The organism is Rhodococcus sp. NPDC127593 (assembly GCF_042671975.1).
GTDB lineage: Bacteria > Actinomycetota > Actinomycetes > Mycobacteriales > Mycobacteriaceae > Rhodococcus_F.
On the sequence record NZ_JBHXWI010000024.1, the window covers coordinates 116,295 to 136,559 of the forward strand.

Annotated in this window: 15 protein-coding genes; 7 read left to right on the forward strand and 8 right to left on the reverse strand. The window is 65.3% G+C overall.

Going from position 1 to position 20,265, the window contains the following annotated elements:
* Window positions 1-176: 176 nt before the first annotated feature.
* Complete coding sequence (locus ACFVJ3_RS23060) at window positions 177-995, forward strand: DUF2971 domain-containing protein (protein WP_378454240.1); 819 nt, start codon at window positions 177-179, stop codon at window positions 993-995.
* Between the two features lie 206 nt (window positions 996-1,201).
* On the opposite strand, the gene ACFVJ3_RS23065 is transcribed toward ACFVJ3_RS23060, so the two are convergent.
* Together ACFVJ3_RS23065 and mobF are read right to left on the reverse strand one after the other, a co-directional pair.
* The gene (locus tag ACFVJ3_RS23065; protein ID WP_378454241.1) at window positions 1,202-1,756 is read right to left on the reverse strand and encodes a hypothetical protein; all 555 of its coding nucleotides are present in this window, start codon (window positions 1,754-1,756) and stop codon (window positions 1,202-1,204) included.
* A 249-nt stretch (window positions 1,757-2,005) separates the two neighbouring features.
* The gene (gene mobF, locus ACFVJ3_RS23070; RefSeq protein WP_378454262.1) at window positions 2,006-6,553 is read right to left on the reverse strand and encodes a MobF family relaxase; all 4,548 of its coding nucleotides are present in this window, start codon (window positions 6,551-6,553) and stop codon (window positions 2,006-2,008) included.
* A gap of 235 nt (window positions 6,554-6,788) precedes the next feature.
* Here mobF and ACFVJ3_RS23075 point away from each other — a divergent pair, with 235 nt between their 5' ends.
* The 3 genes from ACFVJ3_RS23075 to ACFVJ3_RS23085 all read left to right on the forward strand — a co-directional run bounded on the left by ACFVJ3_RS23075 (window position 6,789) and on the right by ACFVJ3_RS23085 (window position 8,206).
* Entirely contained in the window at window positions 6,789-7,235 is a 447-nt protein-coding gene (locus ACFVJ3_RS23075) for a hypothetical protein (RefSeq protein WP_378454242.1), read from the forward strand.
* A gap of 190 nt (window positions 7,236-7,425) precedes the next feature.
* Window positions 7,426-7,938 carry a hypothetical protein gene (locus ACFVJ3_RS23080; RefSeq protein ID WP_378454243.1) on the forward strand — a complete coding sequence of 171 codons (513 nt, stop codon included), beginning with the start codon at window positions 7,426-7,428 and terminating at the stop codon, window positions 7,936-7,938.
* 70 nt (window positions 7,939-8,008) lie between these two features.
* A complete protein-coding gene (locus ACFVJ3_RS23085; RefSeq protein ID WP_378454244.1) occupies window positions 8,009-8,206 on the forward strand; it encodes a hypothetical protein in 198 nt (65 codons plus the stop codon).
* A 139-nt stretch (window positions 8,207-8,345) separates the two neighbouring features.
* Here the strand turns inward: ACFVJ3_RS23085 and ACFVJ3_RS23090 are convergent, their stop codons facing one another.
* Window positions 8,346-9,335, reverse strand: coding sequence for a DUF4192 domain-containing protein (locus tag ACFVJ3_RS23090; RefSeq protein ID WP_378454245.1), 990 nt, complete (start codon window positions 9,333-9,335; stop codon window positions 8,346-8,348).
* A 415-nt stretch (window positions 9,336-9,750) separates the two neighbouring features.
* Window positions 9,751-10,647: an ArdC family protein gene (locus ACFVJ3_RS23095; protein WP_378454246.1), complete on the reverse strand. Its 897-nt coding sequence runs from the start codon at window positions 10,645-10,647 to the stop codon at window positions 9,751-9,753.
* A gap of 1,021 nt (window positions 10,648-11,668) precedes the next feature.
* On the opposite strand from ACFVJ3_RS23095, the gene ACFVJ3_RS23100 reads away from it, so the two are divergent.
* Entirely contained in the window at window positions 11,669-13,330 is a 1,662-nt protein-coding gene (locus ACFVJ3_RS23100; protein ID WP_378454247.1) for a cutinase family protein, read from the forward strand.
* A gap of 102 nt (window positions 13,331-13,432) precedes the next feature.
* Here ACFVJ3_RS23100 and ACFVJ3_RS23105 read toward each other — a convergent pair whose 3' ends face one another.
* From ACFVJ3_RS23105 to ACFVJ3_RS23120, 4 genes are all read right to left on the reverse strand, one after another.
* Window positions 13,433-13,774: a hypothetical protein gene (locus tag ACFVJ3_RS23105; RefSeq protein WP_378454248.1), complete on the reverse strand. Its 342-nt coding sequence runs from the start codon at window positions 13,772-13,774 to the stop codon at window positions 13,433-13,435.
* Window positions 13,775-13,924: 150 nt separating this feature from the next.
* Window positions 13,925-14,455, reverse strand: a complete 531-nt coding sequence (locus ACFVJ3_RS23110) for a hypothetical protein (RefSeq protein WP_378454249.1) — start codon at window positions 14,453-14,455, stop codon at window positions 13,925-13,927.
* Window positions 14,456-14,725: 270 nt separating this feature from the next.
* A complete protein-coding gene (locus ACFVJ3_RS23115) occupies window positions 14,726-16,492 on the reverse strand; it encodes an ABC transporter ATP-binding protein (protein ID WP_378454250.1) in 1,767 nt (588 codons plus the stop codon).
* Window positions 16,493-16,663: 171 nt separating this feature from the next.
* A complete protein-coding gene (locus tag ACFVJ3_RS23120; RefSeq protein WP_378454251.1) occupies window positions 16,664-17,383 on the reverse strand; it encodes a barstar family protein in 720 nt (239 codons plus the stop codon).
* A 740-nt stretch (window positions 17,384-18,123) separates the two neighbouring features.
* On the opposite strand from ACFVJ3_RS23120, the gene ACFVJ3_RS23125 reads away from it, so the two are divergent.
* A complete protein-coding gene (locus ACFVJ3_RS23125; protein WP_378454252.1) occupies window positions 18,124-19,446 on the forward strand; it encodes a hypothetical protein in 1,323 nt (440 codons plus the stop codon).
* Between the two features lie 548 nt (window positions 19,447-19,994).
* A complete protein-coding gene (locus tag ACFVJ3_RS23130) occupies window positions 19,995-20,252 on the forward strand; it encodes a hypothetical protein (RefSeq protein ID WP_378454253.1) in 258 nt (85 codons plus the stop codon).
* Window positions 20,253-20,265 lie beyond the last annotated feature (13 nt).

A 20,265-nucleotide genomic window follows, 5' to 3' on the forward strand; every position in this document is an offset into this window, starting at 1 on the left:
CCGACACCACTTGTTCTACGCGACACCCTGCACCCGGATAAGACCGAGATGTTCCCAGTACCTACGATGCCGTCATGGTCGAATTGCCGGATACGCTGCACCATTACACAACAGCAGCGGGGCTGTTGGGAATCGTTCAACCGGTCAGACTAGGGGCCCTGTCCGAGAAGTCCGGTATGGAGGACGTCCCTAGAACTCGCTCGATCGCCCTGTGGGCGACGGATGCACGGTTCCTGAACGATTCGGCCGAGCTCAGGTATGCGGCATCCGCGTTGGCCGACCGGATTCGAGATGGTGTCCCGCGCAACGATTCGGTCGTCGCAGCCCGCATGGATGCTTTCGCGGACAAGCTCCGCGACGGCGAGTTCACCGGTGACGGCTACGAAGACGGGCTCCCACACACCGCGTATGTCACCAGCTTCTGCCGAGAGGGCGATCTGCTCAGTCAGTGGAGGGGGTATGGGGCGAATGGGGGAGGCTACTCGATCGAGTTCCGCACAGCAGCTCTGACGGCTCTGAACATCCCTTGGGGAAGGGCAGGAGACGATGCGGTGGGGTACATCGGTGAGTCCTCGCTGCACAAGGTTATCTACGGCCTCGATGACGATCTCCTTGAGGAAACTGCGGAGAGCATCATCGACCCGGGCCGCTATTCGTCGGCGATGACCACCGCAGTGACAGCCCTTGCCCGGTTCAAGAATCCCGCATTCGAGGAAGAGGATGAGTGGCGACTGATCTTCGGATCCGGGACGTACTACATGCCGTGCATGTACCGGACATCCGTGGCCGGTGCGGTGGTGCCGTACGTGCAACTCCACAGATTTCATTGGGACCAGCCGCTCGACCCATTCGCGGTACCGTCCGCGATCAAGTCGGTCACGGTGGGACCAGGCCCAGACCAGGGGATGCGGCGCGAATCCGTACTTCAACTGCTACGGCAACGTCAATTCACGGACGTGACCGTGCGCTGTTCGGAAACGCCCTACCGAGGATGATTCGCCTGGACTTTTCAGCCCACTGAGCAGGACCTTGTACGGAGAGCTGATTCGATCGAGTTTCTACATGTTTGCTACTGCTTTTTGATGGAAGTTGGTGTCGGTTGCTATAGTGCATGTGTAGCCATCCCATTGCGGTGGGATTGGAAGTGAGCCGCAGGATTACTCGCCGGACGACGAGGCCTGTGGCTCGCGTCGTTTCCGGACTAGATCTGTTTGAGGTCGATGGCTCCGGCCAACATTTCGAGGTATTCGGGGTTTCCCACTCGGGATTGGACGACAGCACCGCACACAATGTCGGCGACCCAGAGTGCCGGCTCGGCGCGGCCGATGGCGTGGTTGACCCTCAACGATGACGTGATGACCTGCTGCGAACGGAACTTCTGCAGTATGTCGAGGTCACTGGCGTCAAGGTGGCTTCGGGATTCGAGGGTGATGTGGGAACAGGGCATCTCTGCGAGGTTCGGCAACAAGTATTCGAGGCACTTGCGGCGGTGGCGGCGGTCGGACGCGCCCAGCTCGGTATGGATCACCACCAGCCCGGCTAGCGGGAGTTCACTCACGGCTGTGACCAGCGCGTGCCGACGATCGGAGCTACTGCCGTGCCAGTGCACCTTCTTCTCGTGTCCCAGGCGGAGCGATTCCATGGCCTTCCGAACGGTCGGGACATCGTCGTCCTCACACAATGCCGCGGCGAGGAGGTAGGTGTTGGGGTCGCGGTCAGGTTGTGAACCGCTCTCGTCACCCCAGGCTGTCAGCATGAGCAGCAATTCTATGCACCGGCCGCGACACCACTTTTCAGGTCGCGATCGGAACGCCCGCGACAGATACAGTTCTCCTAGGATGGGAGGCGGTCGACGCTGCCTCGACCGCGATCGTGGGAAGAGCAAGTGACTCTTAATCACTGGGTCCGCCCGGAGGACCGTCCTGGCACACTGACTGTCAAACCGAAGCTCCTATAGCCCCGCTATCCAACCCGCCCGATGCCCTCGCCATTCGAGGCCAAGGCGTCACATCCGGCGGCCGTCTCGCTGGTTTTCCGGCTGGGTCTCGATGGCGTGAGCCTGTGCGTGCATCTGCCGCTCGTGGTCGGCGTTCTCCTGCTGCCGAGCCTGGCGCTGTTCTTCCTCGTGGTGTTCGTCGACGCGGTCACGATAGGTCTGGACATGGTCGTGGACGGCGTGGAAGTCGCCGAGTTCGGCCTTGTTGTCGGGTCGGTCGCCGGCGAGGGAGGTGGTGTCGGTGATCCGGTAGGTGTTGCGGTAGGCGTGGACCTCTGCTGCTGCCCGGTCCCATTCGGCTGCGAGGTCGACCTCGTCGGGCCGCGTTCCGAGGTGCCTGGTCCATGCGAGGTTGGCGGGGAGTTCTACGGTTTCGCTATCGGTGTCCGTTGTTCGCGTTGCGGTGGCTGCGATCTCGCGCATGGTGGCGTCGTGGGCGTCTGCGATGCCGGTGTACTCGTTGCGCAGCAGCTGGGCGAGGTCGGGATCGACCGTGTGGGCGTCGGCGTCGGGGGAGGACAGCCAGTGGGGTGCGGCAGGGTTGGTCGGCTCGTGTCCTGCCGGTGCGATCTCGTCGAGCGCGTCGACAACTCGGCCGATGCTGGACATGGTCCCGGCGTGCTCGGCGAGTTCTGTGCAGAGGTCGGCGAGGTCGCGTCCACCCGAGGTTGTGTGGACGCGTAGTCGTCCAGCGATGTCGTTCCATCGGGGGTCGTCGCCATGGTCGGCCATCGCAGCGGCAACGGGCAGGTGCTCGCGCAGGATCTCGTCGCTCTCGTCGAGCCACCGGGCGTTGAGGTCTCGGGTCGCCGTGGTCAGCGCGGGCCCGATGTCGCTGGCGAGGGAGACCGCGGTGATCGGCTTGCCTTGTTCGGCGAGTTGTCGAGCGTGCCACTGAAGGACGTCGGCTGGGTCGAGGCCCGCGAGGGCGGCGTTGCGGAGTTGGCGACCGAGTCGCCACGCGGCCTTGTCGTTGGTGATGCTGGCGGCTGTCTCTGGATCGAATACGGCCTCGACTGGGCGGCGGACTCGTTCGCGGTCAAGCTCGGTGCGGGTGTGTCGGTAGTTTCGGATCTTCGCGCCGATGCCGTCGACGTCGTGCTCAGCGGGACGAGCCTCGATGTACAGCTCGGCGACGGTGCGGGCGTAGTCGTCGAGTTCCATGTCGGTGTGCGGGATGCGCGGGGGCAGTGGCGGAAGCGCCGCCTCGGTGGGCTCCCCAACCGCCGCGGCGACCTTGGTGATTCGGGTGTTCAGGACGGCGGCGACGTCTCGGGCGGTGTGCAGTTCCCCGGCGGCGAGGGCGTCGTTGAGGACCCTGGTGGCGCTGTCGCCGCGGTCGTGAACCTCGGCGAGGGCCGCGCGGAGGGCGGCGAGGCTGCCCGGGTGTGCGGCTTCCATGGTCGCGAGCATCGAGGCCGGCAGCGCCCGGTCGAGGAGGTGGTCGAGCCACCGGCCCCGGAGCCGGGTTTGCGCGGCGAGGTACGACTCGTGGAGTCGTTCGGGGCTGTTCGCGTGCCGGGTTGCCTCACGGATTTCGGTGATGGCGGCGCGGTGTCCGTTGTCTGCGGCGAGGATCTTCCGCAGCACGTCGTGTGCCTGCGGGGTCTGGTGTTCGCCGAGGTGCATGCCCTCGGTGTCCTGGGTGACGCCGGGTTCGGTGGGCACATACAGGTGGTTCTCGGTGCGGCCCCGGGTGACCGCGACGTACAGCCCGGCGCGGTTGGTGGCACCGGTGACGGCGGTGTGGGAGGTGTCGACGGTGATGCCTTGGCTGCGGTGCACGGTGGCGGCGTAGCCGAGTTCGGTGTCGCGGCGCACGTACTTCGCGGGCAGCACGATCGAACCGTGATGGGTCTTGTTGCGCACCGTCAGTGAGCCGTCGGGGTTGACGGCGGTGACGGTCCACAGGTCGCCGTTGCGGACGAACATGTTCCGTCGCCGGCCACCGCGGGTGCGCAGGGTCCGGCGGTTGCGGCGGGTCAGGACGGTGTCGCCGACACCGGCGGTGAGCTCGTCCGACAGCACGGTGGTGTGGGCGTCGTCGGCGATGCCGCGGCCGCGTCGGTGGGCCTGCACGGCGAGGTTGACCTCGCGGACATCGTCACCGGTGGAGAGCATCACGATGGAGGTGAGGCCGGCGTCGGTGTCCGCGATGTAGGCGGCCGCGGCCTGGTCTTTCATCTCGGCAGCGGTGCCGCTGTGGATCCAACCGCGGTCGTCGAACAACTCCAGGCTTTCCGGGTTCCCGGCGCGGACTTGCAGCGAGTTTTCGGCCTGTTCGAGGTCGTCGCCGAACCGGACGACGTCGGTGAGTTCGGGTGCCTTGGTCTCTTCGGCGAGCAGGCGAAGGGCGCCACCGGTTTCGACGGCGTCGAGCTGGGCGGGGTCGCCGAGCAGGCGGACGATTGCACCTTTTGCACGGGCGATGTCGGTGATTGCAGCGAGGTCCTTGGTGGAGGCGAGGGATGCCTCGTCGACGAGAAGCATGGTGCCCGGGGTGATCTCGATCGAGGATGGGAGGGTGCCCGGCTGGTCGCCGATGACCCCGCGCCAGGGGTAGGTCAGGGTGGCGAGGGTGTGAGCTTGCACCCCGATTTCTTCGCCCAGGGTTTCGGCTGCAACAGCGGACGGGGCGAGTGCAATGACCTGGTGGCCGATCTTCTGCCAGGTGTCGGCGACGGCCTTCATGGCGGTGGTTTTGCCGGTGCCGGCGGGGCCGATTCCGACGGCGAGAAGGGCGCCGCTGCCGACGAAATGCTCGGCCAGTGCCCGTTGTCCGGCGTTGAGTGTGCGACCGGTTTCCTTGTTGCCGGCCTTGATGACCCGGTCGAGCTGAGCCTGTGGTGCAACGTAGGCGGTGGGGATTTTCGTTGCGTCGAGCAGGGTTTGCTCGGCGGCGATCACATCGTGGGAGGTGTGCAGGTTCGAGCCGGGAGTGGTGAGGATGAATTCGCCGGTGCGGCGGCGCAATGCGTCCGGGGCGGGTGGCAACACCGGGGTCGGCAGGTGCACCGCGGACCCGAGGACGTGGGCGGTGACGGCCTGCACCGCGGTCTGGCGGGCGGCTTCGGTCGGGAAGGAGACGGCGGCGAAGTTGGCTTCGACGGCGCCGTGAATGTGGGGGAGCGCCCATGTTGCGCGGGCGTTTTCGAGGCGGGTGATCACGGCCTGCGCCTCGTCCTCGACCGAGGTCATGCGACGCATCGTGGGGTGCTGCCGGTGCCCGGCGGCGTGTGCGTCGCGCACCTGCCGCCAGTGTGTCGTCAGGTTGTGCACGTGCTGCTCGCTGCCGAGGACTTGGACGGAGCGGACATGCCAGGCCTGTTGCATCTCGACGAGGGTCTGCGGTTGTTGCTTGCCTTCTCGGGTGTCGAGGTTCGCCTGCTGGTAGAGCCCGAACATGGCCTTGGGGGAGGGCATCCTGCCGTGCTCGGCGCGGTAGTCGGCGACGAGCTGGTCGCGGCGGACCTCGATCTCGGTGCGCCTCGAGGAGAACATTTCCCGTAGCTGTTCGGGGACCTCGGCGACCTCGACGACGTCCTGGCGGCCGCGGCCGGTGGACCGGGTGGTGAGGCCGAAGCCGAGTTCGGTGTGCAGCTTCGACATGATCTGGGCGTTGTACCGCTGCGAGGCCGCGACACCGTAGCGGTGCATCGTCGACCCGTCCAGGGCGCGCCATTTGCCGTCGGATTCGGTGCGGACCTTGATCGAGACCACGGCGTGGGTGTGCAGGTTCGGATCGCCTGCGCGGGAGTCGTAGTGGTCGTAGAGGGTGGCCACGAACCCGGTGGTGTCCTGGGTTTCCTGGCTGGTGGATCCGGTGCGGGTGAAGCACGCGTTGCGCTCGTACCAGCCCAGCGTTTCGGTGATCGTGTCGTGGTGAATTCGCTCGATCTCGCGGCGGGTGTCATCGTCGGCGAGGGCCCACACCACCGACACACTCTTGGGCGGGGTGAACACCAGGTCGTACCCGGCGACGGGCTGGCGGACCTTCGACTTCTCGGCGCTGATCCACGACCGGAGTTCGCGCTGATCCTGCGGTGGGCGGGCGTGCTTGTCGGTGAACAGCCGGAGCGCTTCGCGGTCCATCAGTGCCTGGGACTCGGCCTTGTTTGGGCGCCGGCCGTGCTCGATCGCGTATCCCTCGACCGCGGCCCGGTGTGCCTTCAGCAGGGGGATCTCGTTGGCGAAGGAGGGGAACTTGCGGCCCAGCCGGGCGTTCTTGACGGCCTTCTCCGCGGTGGTGCCGTCGGCGATGTCGGCGGCGACCATCTGCTCGGCGTTGGGGTGCATTCCCTCGCCGAACAGTGCCTTCATCTGGGTCTCGGATACCACCTGGCCGAGGGCGATTCGTTGCTCGTCGGGGATGTCGATTCCGGCGTCCATGCTCGCCAGGTCGGGCAGTGCGGAGCCGTACCAGCGGCCCGGGGGAGTGCCGTGTGCGGTGTAGTAGTCGGTCAGCTCCTGGCCGTGCTCGAGCTCGCGGTCAGCGGTGGCGACCTGCTTGGTGAGGTACTCGTATCCATCGCCCGCGTGCAGCACGTGGAGCGTCATCACAGGGGCAACAGTAGCCGCTGGATACGACGCCGAAAGGTGCGACACCCCACGAAGTCTGAAATTCAGCAAGAGGTGTGTCTGAACTTCCCGGCCTGAGATCGCGAGATATCCCGATGACCAGGCCGTTCACGCTCTGTGGTCGAAACCCGACGAAATCGCGGCGGGAAATGGCGAAAGGTGTTGTCGGCGTTTTGAACGAGGGATCTCGTAGGGGACAGGTAGGCTCCCGCACATGGCGTCCTCTAACAAAGCAACGATCAGCGCGCGCGAGCGCGTCCGAAAGGCGAACGCGGAGCGGCTCGCCGCCGAGCAGGCCCGGTTGAAGCAGAACGAAGACGATCTGGTCGCGTTCTTCAACTCGACGGCCGACATCGAGAAGGCCGACTCCGATGTCGAGGAGAAGATCCGGAAGATTCGCGACGAAGCCGAGGAGAAGAAGGCCAACGCCGTCAAACGGCAGGCCGCGGCTATCCTCGGGCTCAAGCAACGCGGCGAGTCGACGTCGGCCATCGCCGAGATGACCGAACTGTCCGAAGCAAAGGTGCGGGAGTTGATCCGCCTGGCGAAGCCGAAGACGAAACCTGCGGCAGAATCCGTCGCCGCACCGTCCCCGAAGCCGGTCTCGGAATCGCCGGTCGCGGAGAACAACTCCAACGAAGCCGAGCAGCTCGCGTCCTGACACCGGACCACACCCACAATGGTGACCACTGCAACGGTTATCCACACCTGGTGGGCCGCGACCGATTGTGCGTTGCCTGAGACCGAGCGGAGCGGGATGAGAAGTCTCGGGCATCCACATGAGGGATGTCGCGGTCCCCATCTGTGGGTCACCGTCCGCGACACCGGCGCGGCGAGAAGGGCGTGACAGCGTGAACCCGGAGCACCTAACGCTTCCCGAAGCGGGCAGCGCGGAGCGGCTACGATTCGAGAAGTTCATCGTGCGCGGCCCGCGGCCGACCGACTGCTGGATCTTCGCAGGCGCCATCGCCGACGACGGGTACGGCCGGTTCTGGGTCTCGCGCAATGGACGGCAGAAGGTGGTGCGGCCGCACCGGTACGCGCTGGCGATCGAACTCGGCCGCCCCCTGACCGACGACGAAGTCGCGTTGCACGAAGTGTGCGACAACCCGATCTGTGTGCGGGCGTCGTCGGAAGCGTTAGGTCGTCCGCACGTCGTGCTCGGCACGCAGGCACAGAATCTGGCCGGGATGGGCGCGAAGGGGCGCGGCGGCGGCCGCGGGCAGACATGGCATTGGTACGGGCCCGATCGGGCGGCACGCGCGGCGCGGTCGCGGACATTGCGTGAAGCGGTGCGCGGCGGGTGGGACGACGAGGCCGTACAGGCGGCGTTCCTGCACACCGACACCCCGACCTTGTTCTGAAAGCAGTAAGGATCGACAAACCGATTCGCCCGGCCCGACGGGAAACGTTAGGCCGACGGAAGGGGAGAGCATGAGCGAGAAGGCAACACCGGTGCATCGGTCGGACGTCGAGGCGACGTTGTATCACCTCACCAAGCACAGCTGGGAGGTGTCCGATGAGGACCTCGCGGCTGTCGTCGCGGGTACGCCCGTCAACGCCGGACCGTCGAACGATGTGAGAGTTGATTTTGCGTTTCCGGATCCGCACGCATTGAAGGACTTCCTCTAGAACCGTCGGCCGCGCAACACGACGCGGCGTGCGCGTGCAGACGCGCGGGGTGTTCGGGCTCGATGCCCGAACACCCTCTACGCTGACCGGGAGCGCACCCCCGGACGTAGCCTGTCCGGGGGCGCGCTCCTTGTTTGTTTCAGTCGAACTCGACGCCGAGCTGCTGCGCGGACTCGATGCCGCTGGCGGTGAGTCCGGCGATCGTGTCCGGGTGCATTGCGCGTTGCAATGCAATGTCGAGCAGGTCGAGCAACCGGGTTTCTGCCTCGGGTGCATCCTCGGCGCTGGCGCGGGCGGCATCGATTGCAATGCCCGCTTCCGGGCCGGTTCCGGCGATGTAGGCGAAGTACGCGGTGATGGTGAGGGTTTGCACGCGGGCGTGGCCGCGTACCTGGTTGGCAACCAGAATCATTGCCGCGTGTGCCTCGGCCGCGCCGTAGTGGGCGAGTCCGAGAAACGCGTCGCGCTGCGTCGGTCCGCTCGCGGCGACCAGTCCGACGCGGGCGGCGAGATCGGCGCTGGGGATTTCGCCGTTGCGGATGACGGCGGCGAACTCGGTGATGGTGGCGCGCGCGAAGTCGTCACCCTGTTCGGCGGCGGCCCGGGCTGCGATGCGGGGATCCGCTTCGGCGGCGAGACCGTAGCGGGCGGCGATCGCGGCACGTGAGGTGGCAACGTTGCGGCCGTCGAACACTGCGGCCGCGTGGACGGCGGAGGTGGTCGGGTCCGGAACTGCGCCGCGCTCGAGGGTGTCGAGGTCGACCCACATTGCGCCCTCGGTGAGTTCGGCGGTGTGCAACGACAGCATCGGTGCGACGCCCTCGGCCTCGAGACGGTCGCGCAGCGATGTCATGTTGTCGAGGGCGGCGGCCGCGCCGGGACCGCCCGCGATCACGGCGAGGATCACGCCGGTGGCGTTCTCGCGGGCGGCGATGCCGCACAACCGGTCGGCGGGAATCTCGGCGTCCTGGTCGGCGTCGTACCGGGACACGAGCACGAGGCGGGCTCCGGTCATGCCGTCGGCCTCGGACTCGCCGAGCAGAATCGCCACGATGGACTGCACCGGTGTGAATCCCAGTATCGCGGGGATCGCGGCGAGAACATCGGTGGCGGTGCGAAGGCGGATCATAAAACGCTCCTTGGAAGGATCGGTGGGCCGGACCTGCTGTCCCGCCCGTTCTTTTGCCGTTCTGGCAAGGAAAAATTTGGGCCGGCATGAGGGGACCGGAGTGCAACCCCTGGGCCGGGGAAGTTTCGCGGGGAGCTTGCGAGGTCGCGAAAGTTGCCCGGAGCCGTAGGCCGGCGCAGCCGCCAGGGGTTGCGCGCAGGTCACCGCCGGCCAAAATTGGTTGCCAGAAGGGAAAAAGAGAAGAACGCTTTTGTGGTGCGGAGCGCAGCGGAGCTCGATTCGAGGGACACCGCAGGTGGCCTCCACCGGACCGCAGGGGAGGTGCCACCCGACCGGCGGCCGCGCACGCATTCCGCCCCCACGCAAACAACGATGACCCCGAACCGCGGTGGGTTCGGGGCCATCTGTTGCCGTGTCAGGCTGCGGTGGTCTCCTCCGCGTTGCCCTCCTTGTGGGTTTCGAGAGCGGCGGTGAGCGTGTGCACGGCCGCCAACACTGTGTGTGCGGTCTCGGCGACGGCAGCGGTGTCTCCGTTCGCCCATTTGGCGATGTAGCCGATGCTGTATTCGCTGGTGTCCAGGCCAAGGAGTCCGGCGAGCACATACGCGACGGATTCGGCTTCGACTTCGGCGCGGCCCCGGTGCAGCTCGGCCGGGTTGACATCGGCGGCGGCGTGCAGCACCGCGTGCGCGGCCTCGTGGATCATCGTCTTGGCCGCCTGCGCCGGGCTCAACGTCGCGTCGACGACTATGCGGCGGGAGCCGTCCAGGGTGGTGTATCCGTTGGTGGATCCGGGGATCGGCTCGCGGGTAACAGTCCAGCCCTGGCCGGTCATGACATCGCGGACCCTGTCGAGGATCGCGGCGGTGTCCTCGCCCTCGAGGCGGCGGGCGATCGGCTCCAGCTGCGGGTGTCCCTCGATCGGGTCGGTCTGGGAGATGTCGAACACCGACAGTACCGGGTAGATCGGCACCTTTCGCTTACTCTCCTCGCCGGTGTCCGGGTCGGTCTCGGTGACCGTGCGGGAGCTGTAGCCGAAGATGCGGATCGCTTTCTCACCCTTGCGGACCTGCCGTCCCTGCTCCTGCCACTTGCGGAACCCAGCGACCTGGGCGGCATGCGGAAGCTGGGCCATGATCAGCAACACGTTGTTGAAGCTGTACGAGTGGAACGCGGCAGCGGCGGCCAGGTAGGCGGCCCACTGCTCGGTGTCGGTGAGGGCGTCGACCTTCTCAGTGATCGTCTCGTGCAACTGTGCGGCGAGCTGGCGGCGTGCCTCGGCCCGATCCGTGCTGGTCTTCTGCGCTCCCATGGCGTCCCCTTGCGTCGAAACCGATGACGGCCGGTTCCCCGACCGTTCTCTTTGCCTTCTGGCAAGGGAGAGATCCGCCGGTTGACGGGACGAGAGTGCAACTGTCGGCCCGACGAGTTTTCGGAGGAGCCTGCGGGGGAGAAAAGTCTTCGAGGACCGGCGGTTGCGCGCAGGACCGGCCCGGCGAGACTCGGACGGCCAGGAGGCAAGAGTCAGCTACACGGGAAGTCGATCGAGAATCCCCTCGACTGTGTAGGGGTCTCGAAAGATCCGTGGCGGAATCTCACGGCGAGTGGCGGGCCGGTGGCGGATCCGCCATCGTTGTGAGACAAGGCGATTTCATCGTCAGGCCAACTGACCGCCGGTGACCGGCTCCAGGCCGTTCAGGGTGTCCCATTTGACGCCCCGAAAGCAAGATCATCACCGGACGGGTCAAACGGGAACACGCAGCTCAGGGAAGTCTCGGTCAACCCCCCGCTTCCGGAACGTTCCGGTGAGGGTTCCTGATCCGGGACGGGCCTCAGTGGCCAAGCGCGCGCTCATGCCGATGAGCGGTAGAAGCAAGAGAGCATCTGCCGCGGCGATGCCCTCCGTCGAATCGACTCGTCCTAGGCTTAGAAGAGGGAGCCACCGTCGGTGGCGTCGTACCGCCTCACGTCCGAGTACTTGGGCCTTCCCGTGCGCGGAGCTTTGGCCTGCCTTCACCACTCGTCCAGCGCTTTGGCATCTCGCCATACCTCGACGGAGTTGATGCGCTCGGAATCCACACAGCCGGTGAGGCCTTGACGACGCTGCCGGCGAGTGGCATGGAAATGGGTTCAAGCGCATAGCGGTTTGAGCTGCCTGGTTGCCGTCGGCGCGCGGGATATCACCGCCATAACGATGATTCGGCGAATGTAACGGTTCGACGTGTCCCACGGCCGGTCGATTCCGGCCTGGCGCGGGATGGTGCTATCAACTAGCGACCCAGCAACTGTGGGGAAAGTCCAGATCGTTCCGCTAAGCAGGAAGGTAGGCTCGCATGCCGAACCGAACCGCCGCAGCATCGCGATCAAGCTTGGCCGTCCTTGCGGTGCTCACACTCGTATGTGGGTTCCATATGCTGGTCGGCGAAAACCGCGCCTACGCGGCCGATTGCAATGATGGTGTCGTTCTGCTCGGAGCGCGAGGTTCGGGCCAAGGCCAGAACGAGAAGGGCGGGTTGGGTCCAGAAGTCTCTTTCGCTTACAACGAGATTAAGCGCAAGTTCGATCGGCAAAGAATCAAGTTCCGGTATCAGGCCGTGGTATTTCCTGCTGCACCCGTCAACCCGCCCGAACTCGCGACGCCGCCGGGCCGCGAGGTCTTTTTCGGCAGTATCGAGATCGGTGTCAACAACGCGATCACTCAGCTCTTCCAGATTCAGAATGGTCTGCGCACGAATCCATCTTGCGCGGGCCCACGAATCATTCTGGCTGGGTACTCCCAAGGCGCAATGGTTATGCATCGTGTGATCGAACGACTCCGCCCAGGCGGATCCGACGCGAATTCTGAGTTGCTCGGTCGGGTCGGTGCAGCTTTGCTAATCGCCGACGGCGACAAGATGCCAGGTGACACCGACAACCTCTACACACGTGGCGTTACGGCGACCACACAAGGTGTAGGCGCTGCTTTGAGCCCGTTCTCTCATGCCAGCGGCGTACCCTTTGCCAGTGACGTGCGCGCCCGCGTTTTCAGTGTGTGCGTGTCTCGGGACATCGTCTGCGATTGGACCAACCCCTTCTTCACCCCATCTAATCCTCGCCGCCTAGTGACTAACCAGTTCATCGGGACGGTGATCCACCAGGCGTCCTACAGAGGAAGCACTCACGGTGCAGTCACGCCACTGGCAGAAAAGGTGATCTCGGGCCTTCGGAGTACCCCGCCGCCAAACGAGGGTCAAGTAACTCTGCCGTTCACAGGACTCATCCAGCCCTCGTTCCCCGCCGTCGACTCCCTCGGAAACGTGTACATCGCGGATCAGGGCCGTAATCAAGTACTCAAGCTACTACCGAGCGGAGAGCAGCAAATACTCCCGTTCAGCGGGCTAAATGTCGCCCGCGGCATCGCTGTCGACTCCGCCGGCAATGTGTACCTGGCTGACTCCAACAACGCGCGAGTACTGAAACTGCCTGCCGGATCAACCAGTCAGGTCGTGCTGCCCTTCACCGGCCTAACCTCGAATCTCTTCGGCTTGACAGTGGACTCGGCCGGCAGCGTTTACGTGTCCGATGTACAACTCGGTGTCGTCAAACTTCCGGCAGGCTCCAGCCAGCAAGTGGTTCTCCCCTTTAGCGACCGCAGCACCACCACTGGAGGCGTCGCAGTCGATGGCGTAGGAAATGTCTATCTTGCGATGGACAATCGCGTCCTCAAACTCGCACCGGGGTCCAGCACCCAGACCGTATTGCCCTTCACTGGCCTAGGCGCGAACTACAACGGTCTTGCCGTTGACGCCGCGGGCAATGTGTTCATCGGAGACGGCGGTACATTATCGAACGGTGCGGGCCGCGTCGTGAAGCTGGCAAGCGGTGCTACGACCCAAACTGACCTACCGTTCACCGGCCTAGGCCGAAGCCTCTTCGGACTGACTGTGGACTCGACCGGGAACCTTTATGTTGCCGACCTTGAAAACGCTCGCGTTGTGAAATTGCCTCGGAACTGACGCATGGCCGACCTGCGCCCGGCTTCACACGCCTCAAACGCCGAACTCGGGTCCGCACAAGCCTGTAGGCGCAACGTCCTTTTCCCGATCCATGAACGACAGTCATGGCAGGGGGCGCTGACCGCTCTCGATTCGTTGCTTCCGCACCCTGAACTCGGCCTCCGAAATCTCTGCCAATCCCGGCACCGTAGGACCGGCCCATCCGCCGTCGACGGTGGTCGGACAGAATCCAACGGCGAAGCTCGCCGGCTCATCCTCGAGACCCACCCAATCCACCAGTATGTGTTGCAGCGTCGGGTCGGTGATTCGTCCTGGATGACCGTGAAACAACAGAGCAGGTCGCGCCGCCTGATTGAGAATGTCGCGGTCGGTGTCCTGCCCCCTGAAGGCCACCGGGGCGCCGCGCTGTATCCGATTCGTCGCGATCGCCTTGTCCCGCTCCACTCAATCAGTATCCGTGTCGCGCGTGCGGTGAGGTGAAGCATCACCCAATGAATGGACTGGTATGGCCGATCGCCCTGTGGGAAGCGATTGACAGTCACCGATAGCGGATCGTTGACCGGTCCCCGATAGTTACCCGATCGAGGACAGACCTCAGAAGTACTTTCTGCGCCCGGAACCGCCACCCAGCGAGATGATTCCAGCCCGGAGGACCTCCGAGGGAGGGAGTTCCAAGTACGTCGTGACAGGCTCCAGCCCAATCGCCGGCCAGGCCGTAACGAGGGGCAATTCGGTTGTGTCCGGCAGTGGTGAGACCTCAAAGAAGTACTCGTGCCGATACGTGTTCTCTTGCTGGTGAAACCCCTCAGTGCTGCGACGGGGAACGGGCTGAAGGACAGAATCTTCGAGAGCCCGCAGCTGCAGTCGTTCGCCCACCCATTCCCCACGACGACGTACGCCGGTCACCGGGTCGATCACAGCCGGCGCCTGGAACTGGCGCCTCATTGCCTCGGCGTGGGTACCAGAAGCTACCGCGACGATCGCCAAGTCCAGGCCCGATGAATAGGCCACGATCGAACGCAGCCCCACCACAATTCCCACAGACCGGGCGAGCACTCGCGGGCCGTGGGCAAGCGCACCCATCTCCATCGCGTCGGGCGGCACGATCCGTTGCGGCCAGGTCATCATCTGAGCCTGACACATGCGGTAGGTGCCGAACGGTCGAATACCCGCACATGCTCCCGCCCCGATTTCTCGTCGGCCGAAGCCCTCCGCTGTGATTGACCGCGTACGCCCGCCCGCAAGAGGAACCACCAGCGGAATGAGATCGGCGCCGAGCGCATGCCCGGCTGCCGGCGACGCTTGTTCCGGAGCGGGATCCGCTTTCGAGATAGGCACCGGGGTTGCCGCCACCTCGGTTCTGATGCCGGAGACCGGTGACTGGTCTCCGCGGGTTTAGTTCGGGGTGCCGATCAGTTGGTGATGGGCGAGTTCGCGGTAGAGCTCGCTGGTGCCGAGCAGTTCGTTGTGGGTGCCGACCGCGTGGACCCGCCCGTGGTCGAGGACGATGATCTGGTCGGCGTTCTTCACCGTCGCGAGCCGGTGCGCGACTATGATGACGGTCTGATCGGCTCCGGTGGCCTCGAGCGCGGTCTGGAAGATTTCCTCGTTGCGACTGTCGAGGCTGGACGTCGGCTCGTCCAGCAGCAGCAGCGGTGGCCGGGCGAGCAGTGTGCGGGCGATCGCCAACCGTTGCCGCTCGCCACCGGACAGGCGGATCCCGTGTTCACCGATCTGCGTGTTCAAACCGTCGGCCTCGGTGTCGATCCGGTCGCGCAGGTTGACGGTGTCCAGGGCCGCCCAGCACTGCTCGTCCGTCACCTGCGGGGCGGCGAGGGTGAGGTTGTCGTAGACGGTGCCCGAGATCGCGGGCGCGTTCTGTTCCACGTATCCGAGCTGCGAGCGCAGGACGGTCCGCGGCAGGGCGGTGATGTCGACCCCGGCCAGTTCGATGCGGCCTCGGTCGAGGTCGTAGAACCGTTCGATGAGGGAGAGGAGGGTGGATTTGCCGGCGCCGGAGAGTCCGACGATCGCGGTCCGGGAGCCGCGGGCGACGGTGAAGCTCACCGAGTCGAGGACGGGATGGTCGGGGCGGTACCCGAACCGGGCGCCGCGGAATCGGACCATCGGCGCCGCCGACGGGGCCGGGAGTGTCGGGTGGGTGATGATGTCGGCGGCGTCCTCGGCGGGAATCTGCTCGATGTCGGTGATGCGTTGCAGGGCGCCGAGGGCGGCGGCGAGGGACTGCACCGCGGTGAAGGCGGTGTTGACCGGGCCCATGAACAGCAGCATGAACAGGATGAACGTGACCAGTTCGGCGACGGTCAGATGCCCGGTGGCCACCCGGTAGCCGCCGACGCCGAGGACGACGAGCAGCGATGCGTGTCCGGTGGTCTGCCGGAGCGGCTCGATCGCGGCGCCGGATCGAGCCGCGCGGATGCCGGCGTCGAACGCTGATCGGACCCGGTCGCCGAGCCGGGCCTGGGCGCGGTCGGTGGCCCCGTTGGCGCGGATGACGCTGATCGCCGACAGGGTCTGGTTCAGATCGCCGGTCAGGTCTCCGAGCCGGGACTGGGTTTCGAACGTCAACGCTCTCAGCCGCCGGGTGATGTGAAGTGACGCTGCGACCACGATCGCGACGACGAGGACGGTGACCCCGGCCAGGACCGGGTCGAGCAGCATCATCGCGGTCAGCGCGCCGGCCAGGACGAGGATCCCGCCGAGGGGTTCGACGACACCGTCGGTGAGCGCGGCACGCAGCAGGGTGGTGTCCGAGGCGACCCGGGAGACCAGGTCCCCGACGTGGCGGCTGCGGTACTCGCTCATCGGCAACCGCAGCAGGTGCCCGGTCAGCTCGGTGCGGGCGGTGAGCACCACACTCTCGGCGGTCCGTTGCAGCAGGTAGTACTGGATCGTGGCGAGGACCGCGCCGGCGGCGAGGAGCCCGACCAGCGCCCACACCAGGCCGCCCAGCGGCCCGCCGTCTCCGACTGCGGTGATGATCCGGCCCACCAGCACCGGTTGCACCAGACTCAGTCCGGCTGCGGCGATGGAGAACACCGTTGCCGCCCCGAGCAACCGGCGGTGCTCACGCACATACGGCCACAACGCACGCACACCTCCCAGTTCGGTAGTGCCTGCGTTTCCTCCCTGCGGATCCATCCGTCCCCCCAACCCCAGAAATAAGTTCCGCCATCATATTTGGCCCGGACCCGAATCTCTGGTTGATCCACCGATGACCGATCTCCCCAGAGTTCAGGTAACCGCATCGGGATCTGACCGGCGATCCATCGGTGACCGGTCACCGACCCTTAGCGAACTCCGGGTGCCGTTTCAGCCGTTCGGGAAGTCGGCCAACTCCCGATACTTCTCGAAGGCCGCTTCCTGGTAGCCGTTGTTGTACAAGATCTGCGACATCTGCTCGAAGACCATGCCCGCCCGCTCCACGGCATGAAAGACCTCCTCCCCGAGCACCATGGCATCCCCCACGCCGCGGACACCAACGAAGACGTCCCAGAGTTGCTGCCCGGGCTGTTGTCGTGGGCTGGGATTTTCTTGGCGAAAGTGGACTGCATTCTCCGATGCGAGTGCAGGGTCGAGGATCTGCCACCGGCCGATCTCGCCGAGAACGGGTGCGATCACTTGGCCGAGTGCGGACACGTAGTCGGCGGCCTCACCTTGTGTGGCGTAGATCTGGAATCCGAATTCGAGGACATCGGCTTCGGCGAAGGGATCCGGCGGGTCCGGAGGTGTGTCCCATACCGTGCCTGCGTAGACGTCGGTGCCTCCAACGGTCCCGAGATCCGACGCAGTTGTCTCGACCAAGCACAGCATGGGGTGGCCGTAGAGAGCCGCCAGGCGTGCCTGCCGTGCGAAGATCTCCAGGATCTTCTGGCCGGTGCGATGGTCGATTTGCAGCAGCGCGTCGAAGTCCACGATCGCGAGGACGGTGCCCGCCGTTGCAGGGTCGCTGCCGTAGCTGAAGGTCGCGACATCGCTGAGGACGTCGTCGAGGGCATCGAGGTTCTTTCCGTAGTAGTCCGGGAACGACATCGATGCCGCGCGCGGTGTGCATGCCCTCAACGCAGGTCCATTCCTGAGCGTCGAGCTCATGCACCAGGTAGCCGAGATCTGTGAGTCGCGTGCACGCGCTATCGAGCTGGAACCGAGTGGCATACCGGAACACGAACCCGGTCTGCAGGAGCGTCCAGTCAAATCGTTGCCGCTGGTCATCGAACAGTTCCCGCTCAGTCGGATCGAACACCACCGTGCGCGCCATCTACCGAGCGTATGCGTATCCGACCGCAACCGATCGAGATCGGTGACCGGTCAGCGACCCGCAAACAGGACAGCTCGCTGACCGGAGGGCCGATATCGACGAGCGCAGGTCGATGTCCGAGTTGCCGGTGGGATTTACGCCCCGCCGCCGCCGGCTCCGCCGCCGCTGCTGTTGAAGGGAAAGATGTCGGTATGCGTGCCGTCCATGCGTCGCGGCGTGAGTGACGAGTACGGGCTCGGTTTCCGATCATGCATCAATCCCCGCAGGGTTATTCCCAGCCCTCGGAGCGTCCTCGTGAACCAGTTTCCCGAACGAACCGGTGCTGCAGCGGACTCGTACGGGATGGGCTCCTTGCGAACGTAGTGCTCCATACGCCCAGCGTAGTCAGCACGGATATCGATGTGGTCGGCTTTCTGGCCTTGACAGATCGTCGGCTTGCGGGCTCGCTCGCGGTTCGAATCAGGGACAGGGCTGCGTGGGTTACCGTGAATCTTGACTCGATGAGGGGGCGCTTATGGTCGAGGACGGGGCCCGGAGATGGCGCGACAGCACATGGTTCGACGTGGTCGTCATCGTCTCGACCGTTGCAGCCGGAACCGTGGTGGCCGGCCTGCTGAACGACGCTGAGAACGGTGAGCCGGTCGCCGACCGCGCGTACTCCTACGTTCTCGAACCCGCGCCGTACCCGGCTCAGATACCGGGGTGTGATGTGGTCGAACCGCCCTCGGAGCCTGAACGCGTCAACTTCGCCACCGTCGGGTCGGACGAGTACGACAACCCGAGGTATCCGTGGTTCTCGGGGGCGAAGGCTGCGGCGATGACACAGGCAGCCGTCGATGCACTTCCGGACTCGGTGGAGTTGGTCTTCGCCAGTCCAAGCCAGTCCCTACAGTTCGAGCCGATCACCGATGTCGACCCGTCCGCCTTCCCGCAGGAGGGGGATCCGGAGCTGTTCAACGGGTCGACCAACGCTCGCGGCTCGCTGATCCGGGATGGCCACGTCGGAACCTTGACCGTCGATGTCCAGGCGTGGGACCGCCCCATGCTGCCGTGTGTGGCAGGAGCGTTGGATCGACGCGACACCCGCCCGGACGGCACGGTGCTCGACACGCTGGACACCTGGTACGAGATCAACGGCGTCCGCACCCTCGAACGCAGAGTCGTCGCGTACCTTCCCGACGGCACCCGGATCGTGGCCACGGCCAATGACGCCGACAACACCGACCCGAGGGCCGGCAGCCGGCACAGCGGACACGTCCCGTTGACCCTCGACGAGTTGACCGCGATCGTCACCACCCCGTCCCTGGCGGTGACGGCACCCGTCATCCCGGCCGTGCCGCTGATGCGATCCTGCGGGGCTTTCACCGATTGGAACGGGCCGGAGCTGACCCGGGACAAGGTGGCCCGGCTCGACCGGGCACTCGAAGCGCGGTGGGCGAGCATGCCGGGCAACAACGACCTCACCCTGGATCGGCCGATCGGATCACTCCGGTTGACCGACGCCGGCAAAGACAACGTCTGCGAGGTGGTCACCGTGACATCGACCGCCGGGGCAGGGCGCCTCGAGATCGTCGTCGTCAGCGGTCAACCCGCGTCGTCACCGCAGGACGAGTACCTGAACGAGATCGACCCGAACCGCATCACCACCGTGTCACCGGACGGGTCCACCGTCACCCGCGGGTACTACCCTGATCACGGCAGCGCCTACTTCTCGATCACACTCCCCTCCACCCAACAGATCATCATCAGCACCACCCCCATCCGGGGTTCCACCGTCCCGGTGACGTTGGCGCAGATCGAATACCTGGCCACCGCACCCGAACTCGACCTGGACTGAAACCCGCGGACCAGGATCCACACGCCGATGGGCAGCCGATGGCACTGCGGGCGGTTACCAGGGGTGAGAGGTAGCCCGGCCGCTTCGGCACACCGGATCAACTCCTCGATGCTGTCAGGATTTGTCGCCGCGGGCGAGGCCGGTGCGGATTGCCAGCCGCCCGGTCGTCGGTCGGTCTTGCTTCGAATCGAGCAACGACGGTGGGGGCGTCGAGCCAGGACCGCCATAGCCGTTCGGGGATGGTTATGCGGATCCGGGCATACCATCGACAGACGGCCGCCGCGCTGTGTTCGACAAACCCCGCGATCACGCTCGCGAACGACCTTCAGCGCGTCGGGCGCCCAGACCTGCACCACCGCATCGTCGAGGCCCCTTCGGGATGATCCTCTGACCGCTGATCACGTCGGATACTCCGTTTGCCGTGATGTGATGTCGACGAACTGTCGGTGGTGTCAGGCAGAATTGAAGAGCACGCGGCGATGGGTCCGTTCGCGTTGCCGATCCAGACATCCCTGTCGGATCGCCGTATTTCGGGGAGGAATTGTCATATGACGTCGTTTCACAGCCAGGTTCCCAACCCTACGCCTGAGGGCATTCCCTTTGTCACCGAACTCTTCTGGTCATCGTTTGCACCGTGGATCTTCGGCGTCCTCATCATCGGATCCATCGTCGTGTTTGCCTGCGAACGGGTTTGGAAGAAGGATGACACGAGTCGGGTGCGGCCTAGTCTTCTTACCGGGGCATGGGGAGTTGTTGGATTCGGCTGGTTCGCTTCGGTTGTCCTGGCAGTCTTCATGTCCGTCTAGGCCTGCTTTGCCC